Source organism: Paraburkholderia sp. UCT31 (genome assembly GCF_014397655.1).
Taxonomy (GTDB): domain Bacteria; phylum Pseudomonadota; class Gammaproteobacteria; order Burkholderiales; family Burkholderiaceae; genus Paraburkholderia; species Paraburkholderia tuberum.
Window position 1 is genome coordinate 88,522 of sequence record NZ_VZQP01000009.1, and the last position, 12,991, is coordinate 101,512.

General features: G+C 60.3%; 16 protein-coding genes. 8 read left to right on the forward strand and 8 right to left on the reverse strand.

Going from position 1 to position 12,991, the window contains the following annotated elements:
* Positions 1 to 17: 17 nt before the first annotated feature.
* From F6X40_RS09650 to F6X40_RS09665, 4 genes are all read left to right on the forward strand, one after another.
* The gene (locus tag F6X40_RS09650; protein ID WP_187627597.1) at positions 18 to 2,048 is read left to right on the forward strand and encodes an SPFH domain-containing protein; all 2,031 of its coding nucleotides are present in this window, start codon (positions 18 to 20) and stop codon (positions 2,046 to 2,048) included.
* 193 nt (positions 2,049 to 2,241) lie between these two features.
* The gene (locus F6X40_RS09655) at positions 2,242 to 2,646 is read left to right on the forward strand and encodes a hypothetical protein (RefSeq protein ID WP_187627598.1); all 405 of its coding nucleotides are present in this window, start codon (positions 2,242 to 2,244) and stop codon (positions 2,644 to 2,646) included.
* Positions 2,647 to 2,665: 19 nt separating this feature from the next.
* The gene (locus tag F6X40_RS09660) at positions 2,666 to 3,613 is read left to right on the forward strand and encodes an ADP-ribosylglycohydrolase family protein (RefSeq protein ID WP_316251800.1); all 948 of its coding nucleotides are present in this window, start codon (positions 2,666 to 2,668) and stop codon (positions 3,611 to 3,613) included.
* A gap of 81 nt (positions 3,614 to 3,694) precedes the next feature.
* Complete coding sequence (locus tag F6X40_RS09665; protein ID WP_187627599.1) at positions 3,695 to 4,096, forward strand: diacylglycerol kinase; 402 nt, start codon at positions 3,695 to 3,697, stop codon at positions 4,094 to 4,096.
* A 351-nt stretch (positions 4,097 to 4,447) separates the two neighbouring features.
* Here F6X40_RS09665 and F6X40_RS09670 read toward each other — a convergent pair whose 3' ends face one another.
* Positions 4,448 to 4,705, reverse strand: a complete 258-nt coding sequence (locus tag F6X40_RS09670) for a hypothetical protein (protein ID WP_187627600.1) — start codon at positions 4,703 to 4,705, stop codon at positions 4,448 to 4,450.
* A 93-nt stretch (positions 4,706 to 4,798) separates the two neighbouring features.
* On the opposite strand from F6X40_RS09670, the gene F6X40_RS09675 reads away from it, so the two are divergent.
* Positions 4,799 to 5,089 carry a hypothetical protein gene (locus tag F6X40_RS09675; protein ID WP_187627601.1) on the forward strand — a complete coding sequence of 97 codons (291 nt, stop codon included), beginning with the start codon at positions 4,799 to 4,801 and terminating at the stop codon, positions 5,087 to 5,089.
* Between the two features lie 246 nt (positions 5,090 to 5,335).
* Here the strand turns inward: F6X40_RS09675 and F6X40_RS09680 are convergent, their stop codons facing one another.
* The 3 genes from F6X40_RS09680 to F6X40_RS09690 all read right to left on the reverse strand — a co-directional run bounded on the left by F6X40_RS09680 (position 5,336) and on the right by F6X40_RS09690 (position 7,645).
* The gene (locus tag F6X40_RS09680; protein WP_187627602.1) at positions 5,336 to 5,815 is read right to left on the reverse strand and encodes a hypothetical protein; all 480 of its coding nucleotides are present in this window, start codon (positions 5,813 to 5,815) and stop codon (positions 5,336 to 5,338) included.
* Between the two features lie 57 nt (positions 5,816 to 5,872).
* Positions 5,873 to 6,148 (reverse strand): HU family DNA-binding protein, encoded by a 276-nt coding sequence (locus F6X40_RS09685; protein WP_187627603.1) that lies wholly within the window; start codon positions 6,146 to 6,148, stop codon positions 5,873 to 5,875.
* 1,290 nt (positions 6,149 to 7,438) lie between these two features.
* Positions 7,439 to 7,645, reverse strand: coding sequence for a hypothetical protein (locus tag F6X40_RS09690; protein WP_187627604.1), 207 nt, complete (start codon positions 7,643 to 7,645; stop codon positions 7,439 to 7,441).
* Between the two features lie 411 nt (positions 7,646 to 8,056).
* Here F6X40_RS09690 and F6X40_RS09695 point away from each other — a divergent pair, with 411 nt between their 5' ends.
* Both F6X40_RS09695 and F6X40_RS09700 read left to right on the forward strand, forming a co-directional pair.
* The gene (locus F6X40_RS09695) at positions 8,057 to 8,275 is read left to right on the forward strand and encodes a hypothetical protein (protein ID WP_187627605.1); all 219 of its coding nucleotides are present in this window, start codon (positions 8,057 to 8,059) and stop codon (positions 8,273 to 8,275) included.
* Complete coding sequence (locus F6X40_RS09700; RefSeq protein WP_187627606.1) at positions 8,272 to 8,682, forward strand: hypothetical protein; 411 nt, start codon at positions 8,272 to 8,274, stop codon at positions 8,680 to 8,682. Before F6X40_RS09695 ends, F6X40_RS09700 begins: the two co-directional genes overlap by 4 nt.
* Positions 8,683 to 8,725: 43 nt before the next feature.
* Here F6X40_RS09700 and F6X40_RS09705 read toward each other — a convergent pair whose 3' ends face one another.
* The 3 genes from F6X40_RS09705 to F6X40_RS09715 form a co-directional block, all read right to left on the reverse strand.
* A complete protein-coding gene (locus F6X40_RS09705) occupies positions 8,726 to 9,247 on the reverse strand; it encodes a hypothetical protein (protein WP_222946035.1) in 522 nt (173 codons plus the stop codon).
* 139 nt (positions 9,248 to 9,386) lie between these two features.
* A complete protein-coding gene (locus F6X40_RS09710; protein ID WP_187627608.1) occupies positions 9,387 to 9,995 on the reverse strand; it encodes a hypothetical protein in 609 nt (202 codons plus the stop codon).
* A gap of 73 nt (positions 9,996 to 10,068) precedes the next feature.
* On the reverse strand, positions 10,069 to 11,385 hold the full coding sequence (locus tag F6X40_RS09715; protein WP_187627609.1) for a tryptophan leader peptide: 1,317 nt from the start codon (positions 11,383 to 11,385) through the stop codon (positions 10,069 to 10,071).
* Between the two features lie 314 nt (positions 11,386 to 11,699).
* Here F6X40_RS09715 and F6X40_RS09720 point away from each other — a divergent pair, with 314 nt between their 5' ends.
* Entirely contained in the window at positions 11,700 to 12,383 is a 684-nt protein-coding gene (locus F6X40_RS09720; RefSeq protein WP_187627610.1) for an SIMPL domain-containing protein, read from the forward strand.
* Between the two features lie 84 nt (positions 12,384 to 12,467).
* Here the strand turns inward: F6X40_RS09720 and F6X40_RS09725 are convergent, their stop codons facing one another.
* Positions 12,468 to 12,929 (reverse strand): hypothetical protein, encoded by a 462-nt coding sequence (locus F6X40_RS09725; protein WP_187627611.1) that lies wholly within the window; start codon positions 12,927 to 12,929, stop codon positions 12,468 to 12,470.
* Positions 12,930 to 12,991: the final 62 nt, after the last annotated feature.

The following is a 12,991-nucleotide window of genomic DNA, read 5'->3' on the forward strand; positions in this document are numbered from 1 at the left end:
TTTTCATAAGGACATAAATGTCAAGCTATATCCTACTGGCAGGGCTGGTAGTGGCCGCTCTGGTCCTGCTGCGCCTGAGCTCGGTGGTCCGCTACATCCCGAACAACCGAGTCGGTATCGTCGAAAAGCGTTGGTCGGCGAAGGGTTCCATCAAGCGCGGCATCATCGCGCTTAACGGCGAAGCCGGCTACCAGCCCGACCTGAAACGTGGCGGCCTGCACTTCTTCCCGCCGTTTCAGTACCGCGTGCACGTCGAGCCGCTAACGACCATCTCGCAAAACAAAATCGGCTACGTTTTTTCACGTGATGGCGAGATTGCGCCTGCTCATCAGGCGCTGGCGTCCAATGCAAAGGCACATCAGTTCGAGGATGCGCGAAGCTTTCTTGTCGAGGGGGGGCAGAAGGGTCCGCAGCGGTTGGTCCTGCGTGGCGGCAACTATGCCATCAACCTGGCTTTGTTCGCAGTTATCACCGAGGACCGGGTCTTCGCTCTTGACCTGAGTGAAGCGGAGGCAACGGAATTCAAGAAGAACCAGGCGACGCTTCAGGAGCGCGACGCGTTCAACCCGGTGCTCATCAACGGCACGCAAACCATTGAGGTCACGGACGCGGACGGCCGCAAGAAGAGTACGAACGACCTTATCGGGCTGGTTTATGTGCTCGACGGCCCTGCGATGCCGCAAGGCGACATCATCGCCCCCACGGTCGGCAGTGATATGGATAACGTCGACACGTTCCATAACAGCTTCCAGGACCCGGAGCGTTTCCTCGTGGCCGGCGGCCGACGGGGCCTGCAGCACCAGGTGCTGGTGGATGGGGCTTACTACATCAACCGCCTCTTTGCGACCGTGAAGCTGGTCGCGAAGACTGAGGTTCCGGTGGGGGAAGTGGCTGTTGTGGTGTCCTCCACGGGCACCGACAAGACTGACGTTTCTGGCGACGGGTACACACACGGCGAACTCGTCGAGGTAGGCGGTCGCGGTGTGTGGCGCACGCCTCTGATGCCCGGCAAGTATCCCCTCAACACTGCCGCCGCGTCAGTCCGATTCATTCCGACCATCAACATCATGTTGAGTTGGAAGCAAGGGACAACAGGTGAATACGGCTTCGACCGTAATTTGAGTGAAATCAGCCTTATCACCAAGGATGCGTTTGAACCCTTGCTGCCCTTGTCGGTAGTCGTTCACGTGGACTACCGCAAGGGACCGGAAGTGATTCAGCGTTTTGGCGATTTCCGGCGCCTTGTAGAGCAGACGCTTGACCCGCTCGTTGCGTCATTTTTCAAAAATGTCGCTCAGGGTCGGACCTTAATCGAACTCCTGCAGAGTCGCGCGGAGATTCAAACGGAGTCCCTTACTCAGATGCAGACCCGCTTCTCGAAGTACGGTCTGGAGCTGAAGGAGGTGCTGATTGGAACGCCGCGCAGCCCTGAGGGCGATACGCAGATTGAGGAAATTCTCGCTCAGCTGCGCGACCGGCAGGTTGCAGTTGAACAGGTCGCCACTTACCAGCTGAAAGAAGGTGCTGCCAAGCAGGAACGTACGCTGCGCGAAGCCGAAGCGCGCGCTGCACAGCAGACTGATATCACCCGTTCCGAGATGGCCGTCACCATTCGCGAAAACGACGGGCGTGCAGCGCTAGCCTTCGCAAAGCAGGACGCAGAACGCGTGATGGTCGACGCAACCGCGCAGAAGAACCGCGCGTCGCTCGAAGGCGAGGGCGAGGCCGCAAAAATCACGGCTATCGGCGAAGCAACGGCGCGGGCGACCAAGGCAAAGGTCGCGGCGTACGGCGGCGCGGACTACCAGCTCACGCAGGACGTCATGGGCATGTTCACTGACGCTATTGCCAAGGGCAGCATTCCTATCGTGCCGCAGATGCAATTCGGCGGTGGCAGCGAGCAGGGCGGCTTCGCCAACAATGCCGTCGGCGCGATGATGGCCATGCTTCTTAAGGACCGGGCGAGCGGTCGCGTCGTGCCCGAGCCGGCGGCTGTTGTACCGGCAGTCGCGCAGGAATCGGCGCAAGAGGCTGACGTAGTCGCTTAAGCGCACGCTGATGGATGTGTGAAGAAGAAAGCCCCCTCTGCCTCAGCGAGGGGGCTTTTGTGTATCCGTTTTAGGACCTCGATATGACAAAAACTGTAGATGTTCCCGTCGAATCAAACGGCGTGATGATTCTCTTGGGCGACGCAAAGGCGACGCGCGCGGGCCACCGCGTAGGCAATTGAGGGGAGCAGCGATGAGCACGAAATATGTCATCTGCCCGGAGATTGGTGGTTTTTTCCTGTCGAAGGCGGCAATCAAGCGGATTTTTGAGCTGGACCCCTGCAATCCGAACATCGATGTATGGCCGGCTGAATCGCCATGGGAGGATGAAGACGATTGGGAGCATCAGCGATTCCTCGTGTCTCAGGGCGTGCGGATAACGCACGGCGTGTGGGTCCTGCGCAGCCACGCTAGTGATGCCTCTGCCCGAAGCAACCCAGTGCTGCTGCGAGTGGTCGAAGAACTGGGCGCGCGCGTCGCAGGAGAGCATCAGCCGCTGAGCATTGTCGAAGCGCTAGACGATTCGGCGGTAACAGTCTTCATCGACGACGACACGGGCCGCGAGTGGCTGGTAACATCGCGCACTGCTGCTAACTGACAGAACGGGGGAAATAGCCGTGACGCATTCAATTGAATCAAAAATTCGTGGTGGACTGTACGGACTTCTCGTCGGGGACGCTTGTGGTGTGCCGTACGAGTTCAACCAGCCGTCGAGCCTGCCCCCGTTGAACGAAATCGACATGACGCCGCCGGCGACATTCGGGCGCAGTCATCAATCGGCGCCGCCGTATGCGTATTCGGACGACGGCGCGCAGGCGCTGTGCCTTTTGGCGACGCTCAATGAAAGTCCTGACACCGTGTCGATGGACCAAGCCGCGTTCGTGCGACGCATGATTATGTGGTCTGAAAACGGCTATCTCGCCGTCGACGGCGAGGTATTCGATATCGGCATTCAGACGTCTCGTGCCTTTGACCGAATTCTTGATGGCATTCCGGTTGAGCGCGCCGCCAGCGATGATTTTCGCTCCAACGGTAATGGGTCGCTGATGCGGGTGTTGCCTCTCGCGCTGTGGCATACCGGGTCCGACGCGGAGCTTATCCGGCTCGCGGCAGAGCAGTCCGTTCCTACCCACGCTCACTCGTTGTCAAAGCTTGCCTGCGGCTTTTTCTGCCTCGTGGCGCGCCGCCTGCTCGCGCATGAACCGCTGGATAGCGCGTGGCAGGGTGCCCTGGCCACGTTGAAGGAACTCACGCTGGAGCAGGGTGAGAACTTTGACATGTTCCTCACCGCGCTTTCGCATCAAAAGCCGGGTGGCACCGGGTATGTCATCGACACGCTTGCGAGCGCACACGAGGTCCTTGTCAAATCGTCGTCCTACGACGAGACGGTACGCCGCGCCATCTCGATGGGCCACGATACCGACACGACGGCCGCCGTTGCAGGCGGACTCGCGGGCATCATCTATGGGTTTGAAGGTATCCCTGCCCGGTGGTTCCAGTTGCTCGCGGGCAAAGAGCTGGCCGAGCCGCTCGTCGCGGCTCTCGTACAGAAGCGCGCGCGATAATCGCCACGGCCGTATTCCCTTGGCGCGCGCGGATAAACGGCGTGCGCTATAGGGAGCTTCAGCCTTCGAAGCGATACAGCCATGCCCATTTCAAGTCCCTCAAATCGGCTCACCTCTAACCGGCTGGTCCGCGCCTTTGGCTTTTCCGCAAAGGGACTACGCGCGGCCTGGCGTGACGAAGCAGCGTTCCGGCAGGAAGTCTGTGTTTTTGCCGTGCTCTTGCCGCTTACCGCGTTGCTCCCCCTCTCTGCGTGCGCAAAGGTCGTGCTAGTCGGTCAGATGGCGCTCGTTCTTGTCTGCGAGCTGATGAACTCCGAGCTTGAGGCGATTGTCGACAAGGCCAGTCCTGAGCGCAACGAACTCGCTGCGAAGGCCAAAGACTGTGCAAGCGCCGCTGTTCTGGTCGCGTGTGTGACTCTTGCGGGCTGCTGGCTTTACATGGCCGCGCCGGCCTTTTGGACGTTGCTCTTGCGGATGCTTTGACCGCTTGCGGCACTAACCGAGACTTACCTGTGACCACACTTCGTTCAGAAGGGGCAGCGCGCCCCTCGACGCAAACTGCAAAGCGCTTCGTTTTCACGTGGTCCTGGACCGCAGGAAGATGGCGATGCGACGATACCCTGACCGGTGCCATCGGAGGCGGGGCGAGCCTGCAGGCGTCGTTCGACGACTGCATGACGGACCTCGAGATGATGACGTCCGACATCCACCAGTAAGGTAGTGAAGTCTAGCGGCACCACCGCGTCCAGGGTTAGAGAGGTATCGGTTGGGCGCGCGCCGCGTGAGCAATTAGAGGCGCGGCCTGGAATTCAGGGGGCGCGTTTTTTGCGCCTTTCAATGCGCGGCGGCTCGGGGCTGGTAGCGTGTATTGCACGTTTCGAACTCGCCGGTGACAGTATCGTAGGCGAGCACAACGCTCGTGCGCACATACTTCGTATTGGACACTAGCGGACTTTGATGGTCGACAGGCAGCACCACCGCCGACTGCCCGACCTTGCAGTGCAGCAGGCTGACATAGTTCACTACCGGCTTATTCGAGCGTCGCGTATCTGCGGGGCTGTTTTTGAGCGTTGTGTCTATCTTTTCACTCATTTTCTTGACCTTCTTCCCTCAATACTGATTTAAAAATTGTTAAAAGGTGTTTCTGCACGGCGTTTTTTGCACATCTGGAACATAGACTGTCTAATGGAAGGCATGCAAACGGAGGAAAACATGCAAAATTCACAAGGAGACACGCACGACGAACTGGCGGCTATGGTTTCGACGCTGTTCGAAGATACAGCCGGCTTCGGCGTCGGCACCATTACATATGCGCTGACCTCTGCGGTCCTCGGGCCGGCAGGCAAGCTGCAGGCAGTCGACTGGGCCGCTCGTAAGCTCGCGGGCGCACGACTAAGAGAAAACTTTCGCGACAAAACTGTTCGCGAAGCGTTGGCGCTCGCCCGCGAAAGGTCGTTTGCGGCAGCGGCCCACTAGTCTACTTGCCCGCGCAAACCCGGTTTGGCGCCCTGTTCCTCCCGCAAGCGTCCAAGCCGGGTTCGCACGTCGGCCCGGCAATCCGCTCGCGCGCATTTACCGTATGCCCTCGAATGTTCGCACAGCGCTGATAATTCAATGCGCCATGAAGCGCATATCGCCGCGCCAAACTCAAACGGCGCCCGGGACGGCTCACGAGGCACGCGCTGTGAGAGACTTTACAAGTCGCGATTGTTTTTGTAAAGCTCAGGCGGCCAAACCTGCTGGCAGGCGATATTCCGGGTCCCACTCCTGAAAAAACACAACGCGCAGGATGTCGTAGAGCGAGCGGTATGAGCCGTGCTCCCACAGCGCTGAGACCGCGCTGTCTCCGACCACACTCACGAGTTCCGCGACGGTATCGTAAGCGTCGCTTGGAAAACCCGGTGTCCGCGCAAATCCTGGCAGCTCACTCGATAGGGGAGGGGTCGCGCGCGCGAGCGCAGCGGAGAGAGCCGCGCACAGGCGCTGGCGATGGACAGGGAAGTCGGGTTCGACTGTCCCCAAGTGCTCCCATAGCAGGGCGTAGCCAGACAGCGCGACGAGGGTACTTTTCAGTTGAGCCTCGACGAAGGCACGCGCGTCGTCGGCCTGCGAACGCCGGCTCTGGTGGCGCAGCTGCCCATACTTCAGGGCGCTCCATGCAAGCGCGGTGCATATCGGAACCACATACAGAGCCAACACCACGACAAAGCTCCCGAGAAGAGTACGCGCCCGGCCGGAGCCGGGCGTGTGAAGGCCCGTTTAGTTGAGGGCTTTCTTGAGCGTCGAGCTCACGGAGAAGCGTGCCGAACGGCTTGCGTCGACCTTCACGGTCTCGCCCGTGCGCGGGTTGCGTGCTTCGCGCGCCGCGCGATGTTTCACGGCGAATGCGCCGAGGCCCGTCAACGAGACGGATTCGTTTGCGGCGAGCGATTCGGTCACGACCTCGACAAGGGCGTCGAAGGCTCGAGCGGTCTCGACCTTCGTTGCGCCGGTACGGGCGGCGACGCGCTCGATGAGGTCCGATTTCGTGGTCATGCTGGTCCTTGAAAAAAGGGGTGGTAAAGGGTTGCACGAACAAGTCGCGCTGTACCTGTAGAACCGCCTTTTAAATGGCCGGTTTCCACCTGTCCTAGCAGTTCTTGAGGGCTTGTGAGGAGCGCGCGCTGGCGGCCATGCCGCTGCGTTAGGCACGCGGCACTTCATCGCTCGCCTGCGCAGGCGGCTGAAATGGCGAAAGCCGAATTGTCGACGTGTGGCGCTTTGTGCTTGCATGGGCGCTTCGCGCTTACATCAGAGGACCGAATGCTTCGACGTCGAAGTGTTGGCCAGCGGCGCGCTCGACGAAGCGGCCCGACCCCTCATTGAAGTCCTCGGCGCTCGGCAGGGGGGTACTCCCGGCACCTTCGCGGTTTGACGAAGACGCGCGTCGGACGAGGTTGCTTTGCCTTCAACAAGCTGGATGCATCGGCCGCCGGTGTGATTTGCGGGCCAGCCTTACCACACTCCCTTGTGATATCCGACCGGCGTAGGGTATTGAAAATTGCTCTGCCCGAAATTAAACGTCGCGGCGGAACAGGACGTGCCCGAGTTAGTCGGGAATATTTGGCCAGAAACACCTGTGAAAGTGTCCACGAGAGTTGTACCGTCGTACACGCTTAGTTGGCCAGCGTCCATATCAAGCATATAGCGGCGGACGGTAGCCGGCCCGAGGTATTGCAGCGTGGATTGCGAGTTGTTATGGTATTCCTTCCACGTCCCGGAGTCGGGGCCTACAATGCTCCAGCCGTTGCCGTCCCTGCCCACGGGTATCCCGGCGTTCCACGTACCTATGCCCATAAATTGGTTCGTCCAGTTGCTCGAAGTCACTTCCCAATACCACTTGCCGGAGCTTTCTCCAATCTTGGCCCGTGCCCCTTCCATATAGCCGGGGACACAACTAGTCGTGAGACCGCTTGTGTCGACCTTCATACCGGATGTCAAGGCACTGAGCGTATCGCAGGTCGTCGCGAGACCTGCCGCACACGCTCCGTCGACAGCTATTCCGTCGCCGATGGCCGACGGGGCGCTTTGCGCTCCCGCGCCGGGGCCTCGCAGGCCGATGAAAGGGACGCGGTACTGATAGGTTCCCGAGGCGTACGACATCGGGGCGAGGAGGGTGAGTGCGACTGCTATCATCGCTTGACAGGTCACCTTGCGCATTGTGGGAGTGGTTCGTAGAAGAGAAACGAGGTATAGCCTCCAGTTGCGCAAGGAGCCTCAATCGCCATTGAGCCAAAAGAAAACGGCGGCTCGGTAAAGGAGCCGCCGTTTGCAATGATGGCGTAATCAGGTGCGCTCGTAACGGCGGGACTCGGTCCGTTGCAGGAACGTCCCGTCCTCCGCGATGCGCCAGGTCTCGGGCTGACCGTGGGTTGCCTCGTGGTTTTTTCCGACGCAGGTGTACGTGACCGAATCGTCCTGGTTCACGCTTCGCGGCGGCGTTGCTTTGTTGCAGCTTGGGCACTCGAGTGCCGGGAAGTCCTCTTTCTTCATTATTTCCTCGACGTGTACGCGGATAGCGGCGGCGTGCCGCGCCTCGAAAGTGTAGCAAGCTCCTGGGCGCGCGCGACGGACCGGGGCATCCTTATCGAGCACAGCGCAGTCAGCAAGATGTTGAGAGTCGCATAACCACTCAGATGGATACCGCAATCAGGGAAGGCTCACAGGTGAACGCTCTCGCGCGGCTTTTATCTAGACGGTGTTAGGCCCCCACATGGAGAAACCAGGAATGAAATTTGTTCAGGAAACGTCAAAACGCTCGACGCTTGACGGTGCGCCGCTTTGTGCAATCTGCAATTGGCCGGTGGATAGCGGAAACACCCCGATTTGCTCGGTGTGTACACCGCACGTCGAGTTGGTAGCACAGAAGGTAACCCCGCAGAGCGCACATCAAGGAGAAAACCAATGACCAAAGCTCCATTCATCGCCATTACCGACGACACCGGCGTACTGTGGTCGTCCGAAGCATCCGACGCAAAGCTCAATGCACTCGAAATTGTCCACGCGGCAGAGCAGGGCAACAAGAAGGGCTACGTCGACGCTATCGGAGAAAGCTGGACCGGCGACCTGGTGCTTGTGCAGCATGAGGAACTCGCACGCGTTCGAAGCTGTTCGCGAGGATGAACGCCCTCGACAGTCAGGCGTTCACCCGCGCCATGGTGGCGGCAGTTGAGGCAGCACGGGTGGACTGTTACTTCGAAGAAGGCGGCTGTTGGGGCATGGCGGCTGCACTCCACGCGCATTTCACCGCGCAGGGCCTGCCCGCAATCGTCAAGTACACGCCGGCCGACTTCATTCACGCATGGGTTGAGGTCAACGGCGTCGCCTATGACTACAAAGGCGCTACCGAAGCTTTACCTGACGCTGTAAGCATCTGCCCGGAAGAGCTTGAGGTGGTAGCGCGCCGCTATGGATACGACGCGGAAGAGTACTTGCACATGACTACGTATGCGGCTCCCATTGTCGCAAACGCCTGGCGCCTCATGTCGGAAAGAAGAAGCACTCTGCGCCCGTCTGCAGGCTACTTGTAAGCCATGCATCATTCGCCCGCATCCCTTATCAGGGACGCGGGCTTCATTTTGCGTTTCTCGTACCCGTCCCGGACGGATGCTCTTCCCGCCGGCTTGTGCGCCGCGCAGGGGCTTTTCCCGTGGCAAAAGCGGCATGCTCGCTCCAATGGACGACGCGGCGCTCCGTCGCGCCGGAATGTTCCGCGAGCCCTTCGATGGCGGCGCTTTCAGCGAGAAACTCCACTCCGCTTTCAACAGCCGTGGGCGTTGCGACTTGTCGGGCGAGGTCGTCGGGCACTATTCCGAAAGCGGCGAGGACCGCTTTGCCCGCGAAAATCTTCTCCAAGTTTGTGCCGTCATGGGTGAGCCGGAGACGAAAGAACGCCCGCGACCACGGTTCGTCGAGAACTCCGTCCTCGGCGGCAAACACCTCGACCGAAGAGTCCGGGTCAGCCGGCGTGCTCCAGAGCGTCTCGCAGTCGAGGCTGTCTGTCCCGATAAGGCTCGCCGCGTTGTCGAATCCGTCTCTGACTTTCTGGATGGTGCGCGCCAACGGGTCAATGAGGTAAGAAACGAACACTTTCACCTCCACGATGCAAATGCACACGAGAAGCGCGTCGACGAACGCGAACTGGTGGTTCCGGGATGGCGGCGCGTTTCACGGGGATGGCGCGCTGAACCGGATACGTACATTTTAGTCCGCAATATCCGCACCCACGCTTGCGCTAGACGTGCCCATTTGCTCTGTCGACAAGCGCGCTTGCGGGCAGGTCGGACCAGTCGAGAGGGAAGAGTTGGTCTCCTGGGGAATACAACTGGCAGGAGGAGGTTTTCGGAGGCCTGTACACCCGCGCTGTTAATTGCGCCCGGCCATCCAACTCATCGGGAGATGTGAAAATTTCGACTGCGCTAACGACCATGTCCCGAGGACGTCCACGGGAGAGCTCGAGCCTCACCGGCTCGTTCAATGTCGTGCCACTGGCCGCCTCATACCACGCGAGGCTGGCCTCAAGCAACAGCAGGCGACGCGAATCAACTGGCGCTTTATAACCCCGTTGAACGCGGGCATCAGGATTCCGGCTCAGTTTCACAGCCGCTCGCCACAGCGCCCACGCCTTTTCGGACATGCTGTTGCGTCTCGTGAGCGCTTCGTACGCGTGAGCATCGGTCATGAACTCATTGTCCAGGGCGGCTTGAGGGAATTGCGAGAGGGCGTCGGCGAGAATTTCTCGCAGCATTGTTTTCTGGGCCTGTTCGGTAATTACAAGGCTGCGTGCGCACCGTTCGGCCGTCGCATCAAGCCAGTTTTCCGTTGAGGGGAAATCGGTGCGCATAAGGACCCCTTCGATTGCGTTTCCCGAAGCTATTCTAGGCCAGCCCTGTCGCGGAATGACGAAGTTGAAGGGGTCAGGCAGGGACCTGCCCGGGCGCGCCGCCCAGGATGCGCAGCTTCTCGTCGATATCTGCGAGCGGGTGACCGGCCGCCCGGGCTTCTGCCACAAGCCGCAGGCCTGCCGACCGGCAGTTCGCGAGCGTGTCATGAAGTTGGGGATTCGCCTGAAGGGTGGTCACCGCCTTTTCGAGTTCGGCAGGAGGCTCGCTCAGAAGGGCGGCGACCACTTCTTCGGGAGGTATGAGCGAAGTGCGACTTAGCAGCTGAGACGTCCACTCGGAGGCATGCAGCGCAGCATGTCGTTCCGCGCGGAGTGCTTCCGCCTGTTCAAGGGCCGCAAGGCTACGCCGGTTCTTGCTTTTCTCGATGGCCGAACGCCACACTGCCACGATGTTGCCGCGTAGTTCGGCGATTGCGGCCGCGAGCGCCGCGCTCTGCCCGCCCGCTACAATGCGACGGTCCTCAAGTTGGTCCAGGCGCTCCCGAAAGTTGTTGAGAAAAGGGTGCCAGTCCGAGGGCAGCGCAGCCTTTTCAGAGAACTCGCGGGCTATCTCGGCAAGTTCCTGCCGAATGTCCGTAAGTGTCTGGGCGTCGGATAGACGGGCTTCGTAAACATCGTTGGACGTGACCATCCTACGATGCAGCGGAAAGAGTGGATTGTTGTAGCGTCGCTGCAGATGCCGTTCGCGTGCGCCGGGCTGAGCGCTCCACTTCCAGCTCGGCAGTGATTGGGGGTCGAACGCCACGACGTCAATCATGGGTCTGAAAACCGCGAGAGCCTGCTCCGAGGCGTGACGCAGGCAGTCCGCGAGTTTAAAGTCGTTTCCCTCGAGGTCGGCATTGTCTTGCCCAAAATATGGGGACTCGGGCGCCTGCCTTAAGAAGCCTTTCGCCACAAAAAGCTCCATAGGCAGTTCCAGCGACTGCCCATTCCGTTTGACGTTGCGCTGCTCGCCTTGCGTGGCCTCGAACGAGTGAACGAGCCTGTTCTCCAGCTCGACCAGGTTATCTAGAACGTCCCCTAGCGCCGGCTGTGCGTCGGCGGCGAGCAGGCAAAACGAGTCGCGCGTCATTTTTGCCGCCGTTCCCCCGTGTTTTTCGGCGAAAAGCCAGAACCAGAGCGCCAGTTGATAGCCTTTTGCGGCACTCTGAGCAGTGGTATCAACGCGCGGTGCGAATACGATGCCGGGGGCATTCCACGTCGAAAACGGCGGGCTGTCGGCGCGCATGAGCATGCCTAGCAGGAGCCGCAGCGCTTCGTGCGTGTCGGTCGGCCAGTTGGGCGTCGGGGCAGCAGCGCGCTTCTCTGTCTTCCAGAATTTCCAGGCCACAGTATCCTCACCGTAAGGTAGCGACGGTATCTAATCCGCGCGGCGCGGCCGCAGCTCGTTTGCAGGCGTGAGCAGAGATGAATAGTTGCACACTCCGCAGAGGCCGTAAATCAGCGCCGACCCGCCGGCGAAAGTAAAAGCGCATACGAAATCTGTTTCGACTCCCGGTTCCCGTTCGTTTTTTCAATCCCGTATGCGTCTGGCCATGGCGCTGCGGCGGTTGCCGGTTCTCCGGCTAGCTATAAGGGAGAGAAAGGTTCAGCGGAAGAACCTTGAGTCCCAAACAACGGGAATTTCCCCCTACAAATTACTCGATGAAATTTACTCCAGTTTCTCTTTTCGTGGCCTTGATGGCATTGGCTGGCGTTGCAAATGCCGAAACGGCCGAAGGACCCATCGCCAATTTCAATGCGCGTGCTACTGTCGACGTTCCACAGGACACGGCCCGTGCGGATTTGTATGCCGAGGCTTCGGCATCTACGGTGGCAGCGGCAACAGAAGAGGTTAATCGGGCGCTAAAGGAAGGATTGACCCTCGCCCGTGATGTGCACGGCGTGACGGCGAAAACGGGCAGTTTCCGGAGCTTCCCGACGTACGACCAGAAGCAGAAGGTAACCGGTTATCGCGTCCACGGGGACCTGAGCGTCGAGTCGCACGACTTCGACGCGTTCAGCCAGGTGCTCACGCGCCTGAGCTCGGGCCTGCTCGTGTCGAATGTCGCGTATTCGCTCTCAGAGCAGGAGGCGGCTACGGCAGCGTCGAAGGCAATGACGCAGGCGTCCGCGAACTTCAAGGCGCAGGCAAGCCTGGTCGCCAAATCCCTCGGATACTCGAGCTACGATATCAAGGAGATTTCGGTCAATTCGGACTCCGGCTTCGTTCCGCGACCCGTGATGGCGATGGCCAGGATGAGTGAGGCCACCCGGACCGCTGCTCAGGTCGAACCCGGCACAACGTCGGTGACGGTGACGGTCAATGGTTCGGTACGGCTGAAATAGCCCATGACCGGCGCGGTGCGAGACGCGCCAGTCGAGGCGGATTTGAGGCGTGGACGCGGGCGCCCGGTGGGCGAGGCCGACCTGCTACGCGCGGCCGTATTCGAGTTCGCTGAGAACGCTCTCGCACGCGCGCCGCCAGCTGGAATCCACTGCTGGCGCATCCTGCTGGTACAACTCGAACATTCGGCGCACGACCGGACCTAAGGACGGGGGCGACTGAACAGGACCCGCCGCAGCGTGTTCGAGCGCCGCCGAGACCAGTGCCGTGCAGAATGCCAGAAAACTTTCCTGTCCCACGACGCCCGCGCCCGTGCCGGCCCACAACGACCAGATGTGCGCCTTCGTCAGGACAGGCAGAGGGGCCGCCGACGATTGCAGGTGTTCGGTCGGCGGCGCGCCTGCCAGCCCGCCGACAGCGGAGTCCATCAGCGCCCGAAGTTCCGCCATGCGGGTGTAAGGAGCCTTGTCGGTGCCCCGCCTCGACGGCTCGGCTGGCCAGGTATCGCGCAATTTCAGGTACTCGTCCAGCAACTCGGAAAATGGCATTCGTATCGGTCCTTTACATTGAGAAGCTGTATTCGCGCCCAACCCGAACAAACGGTCCAGAC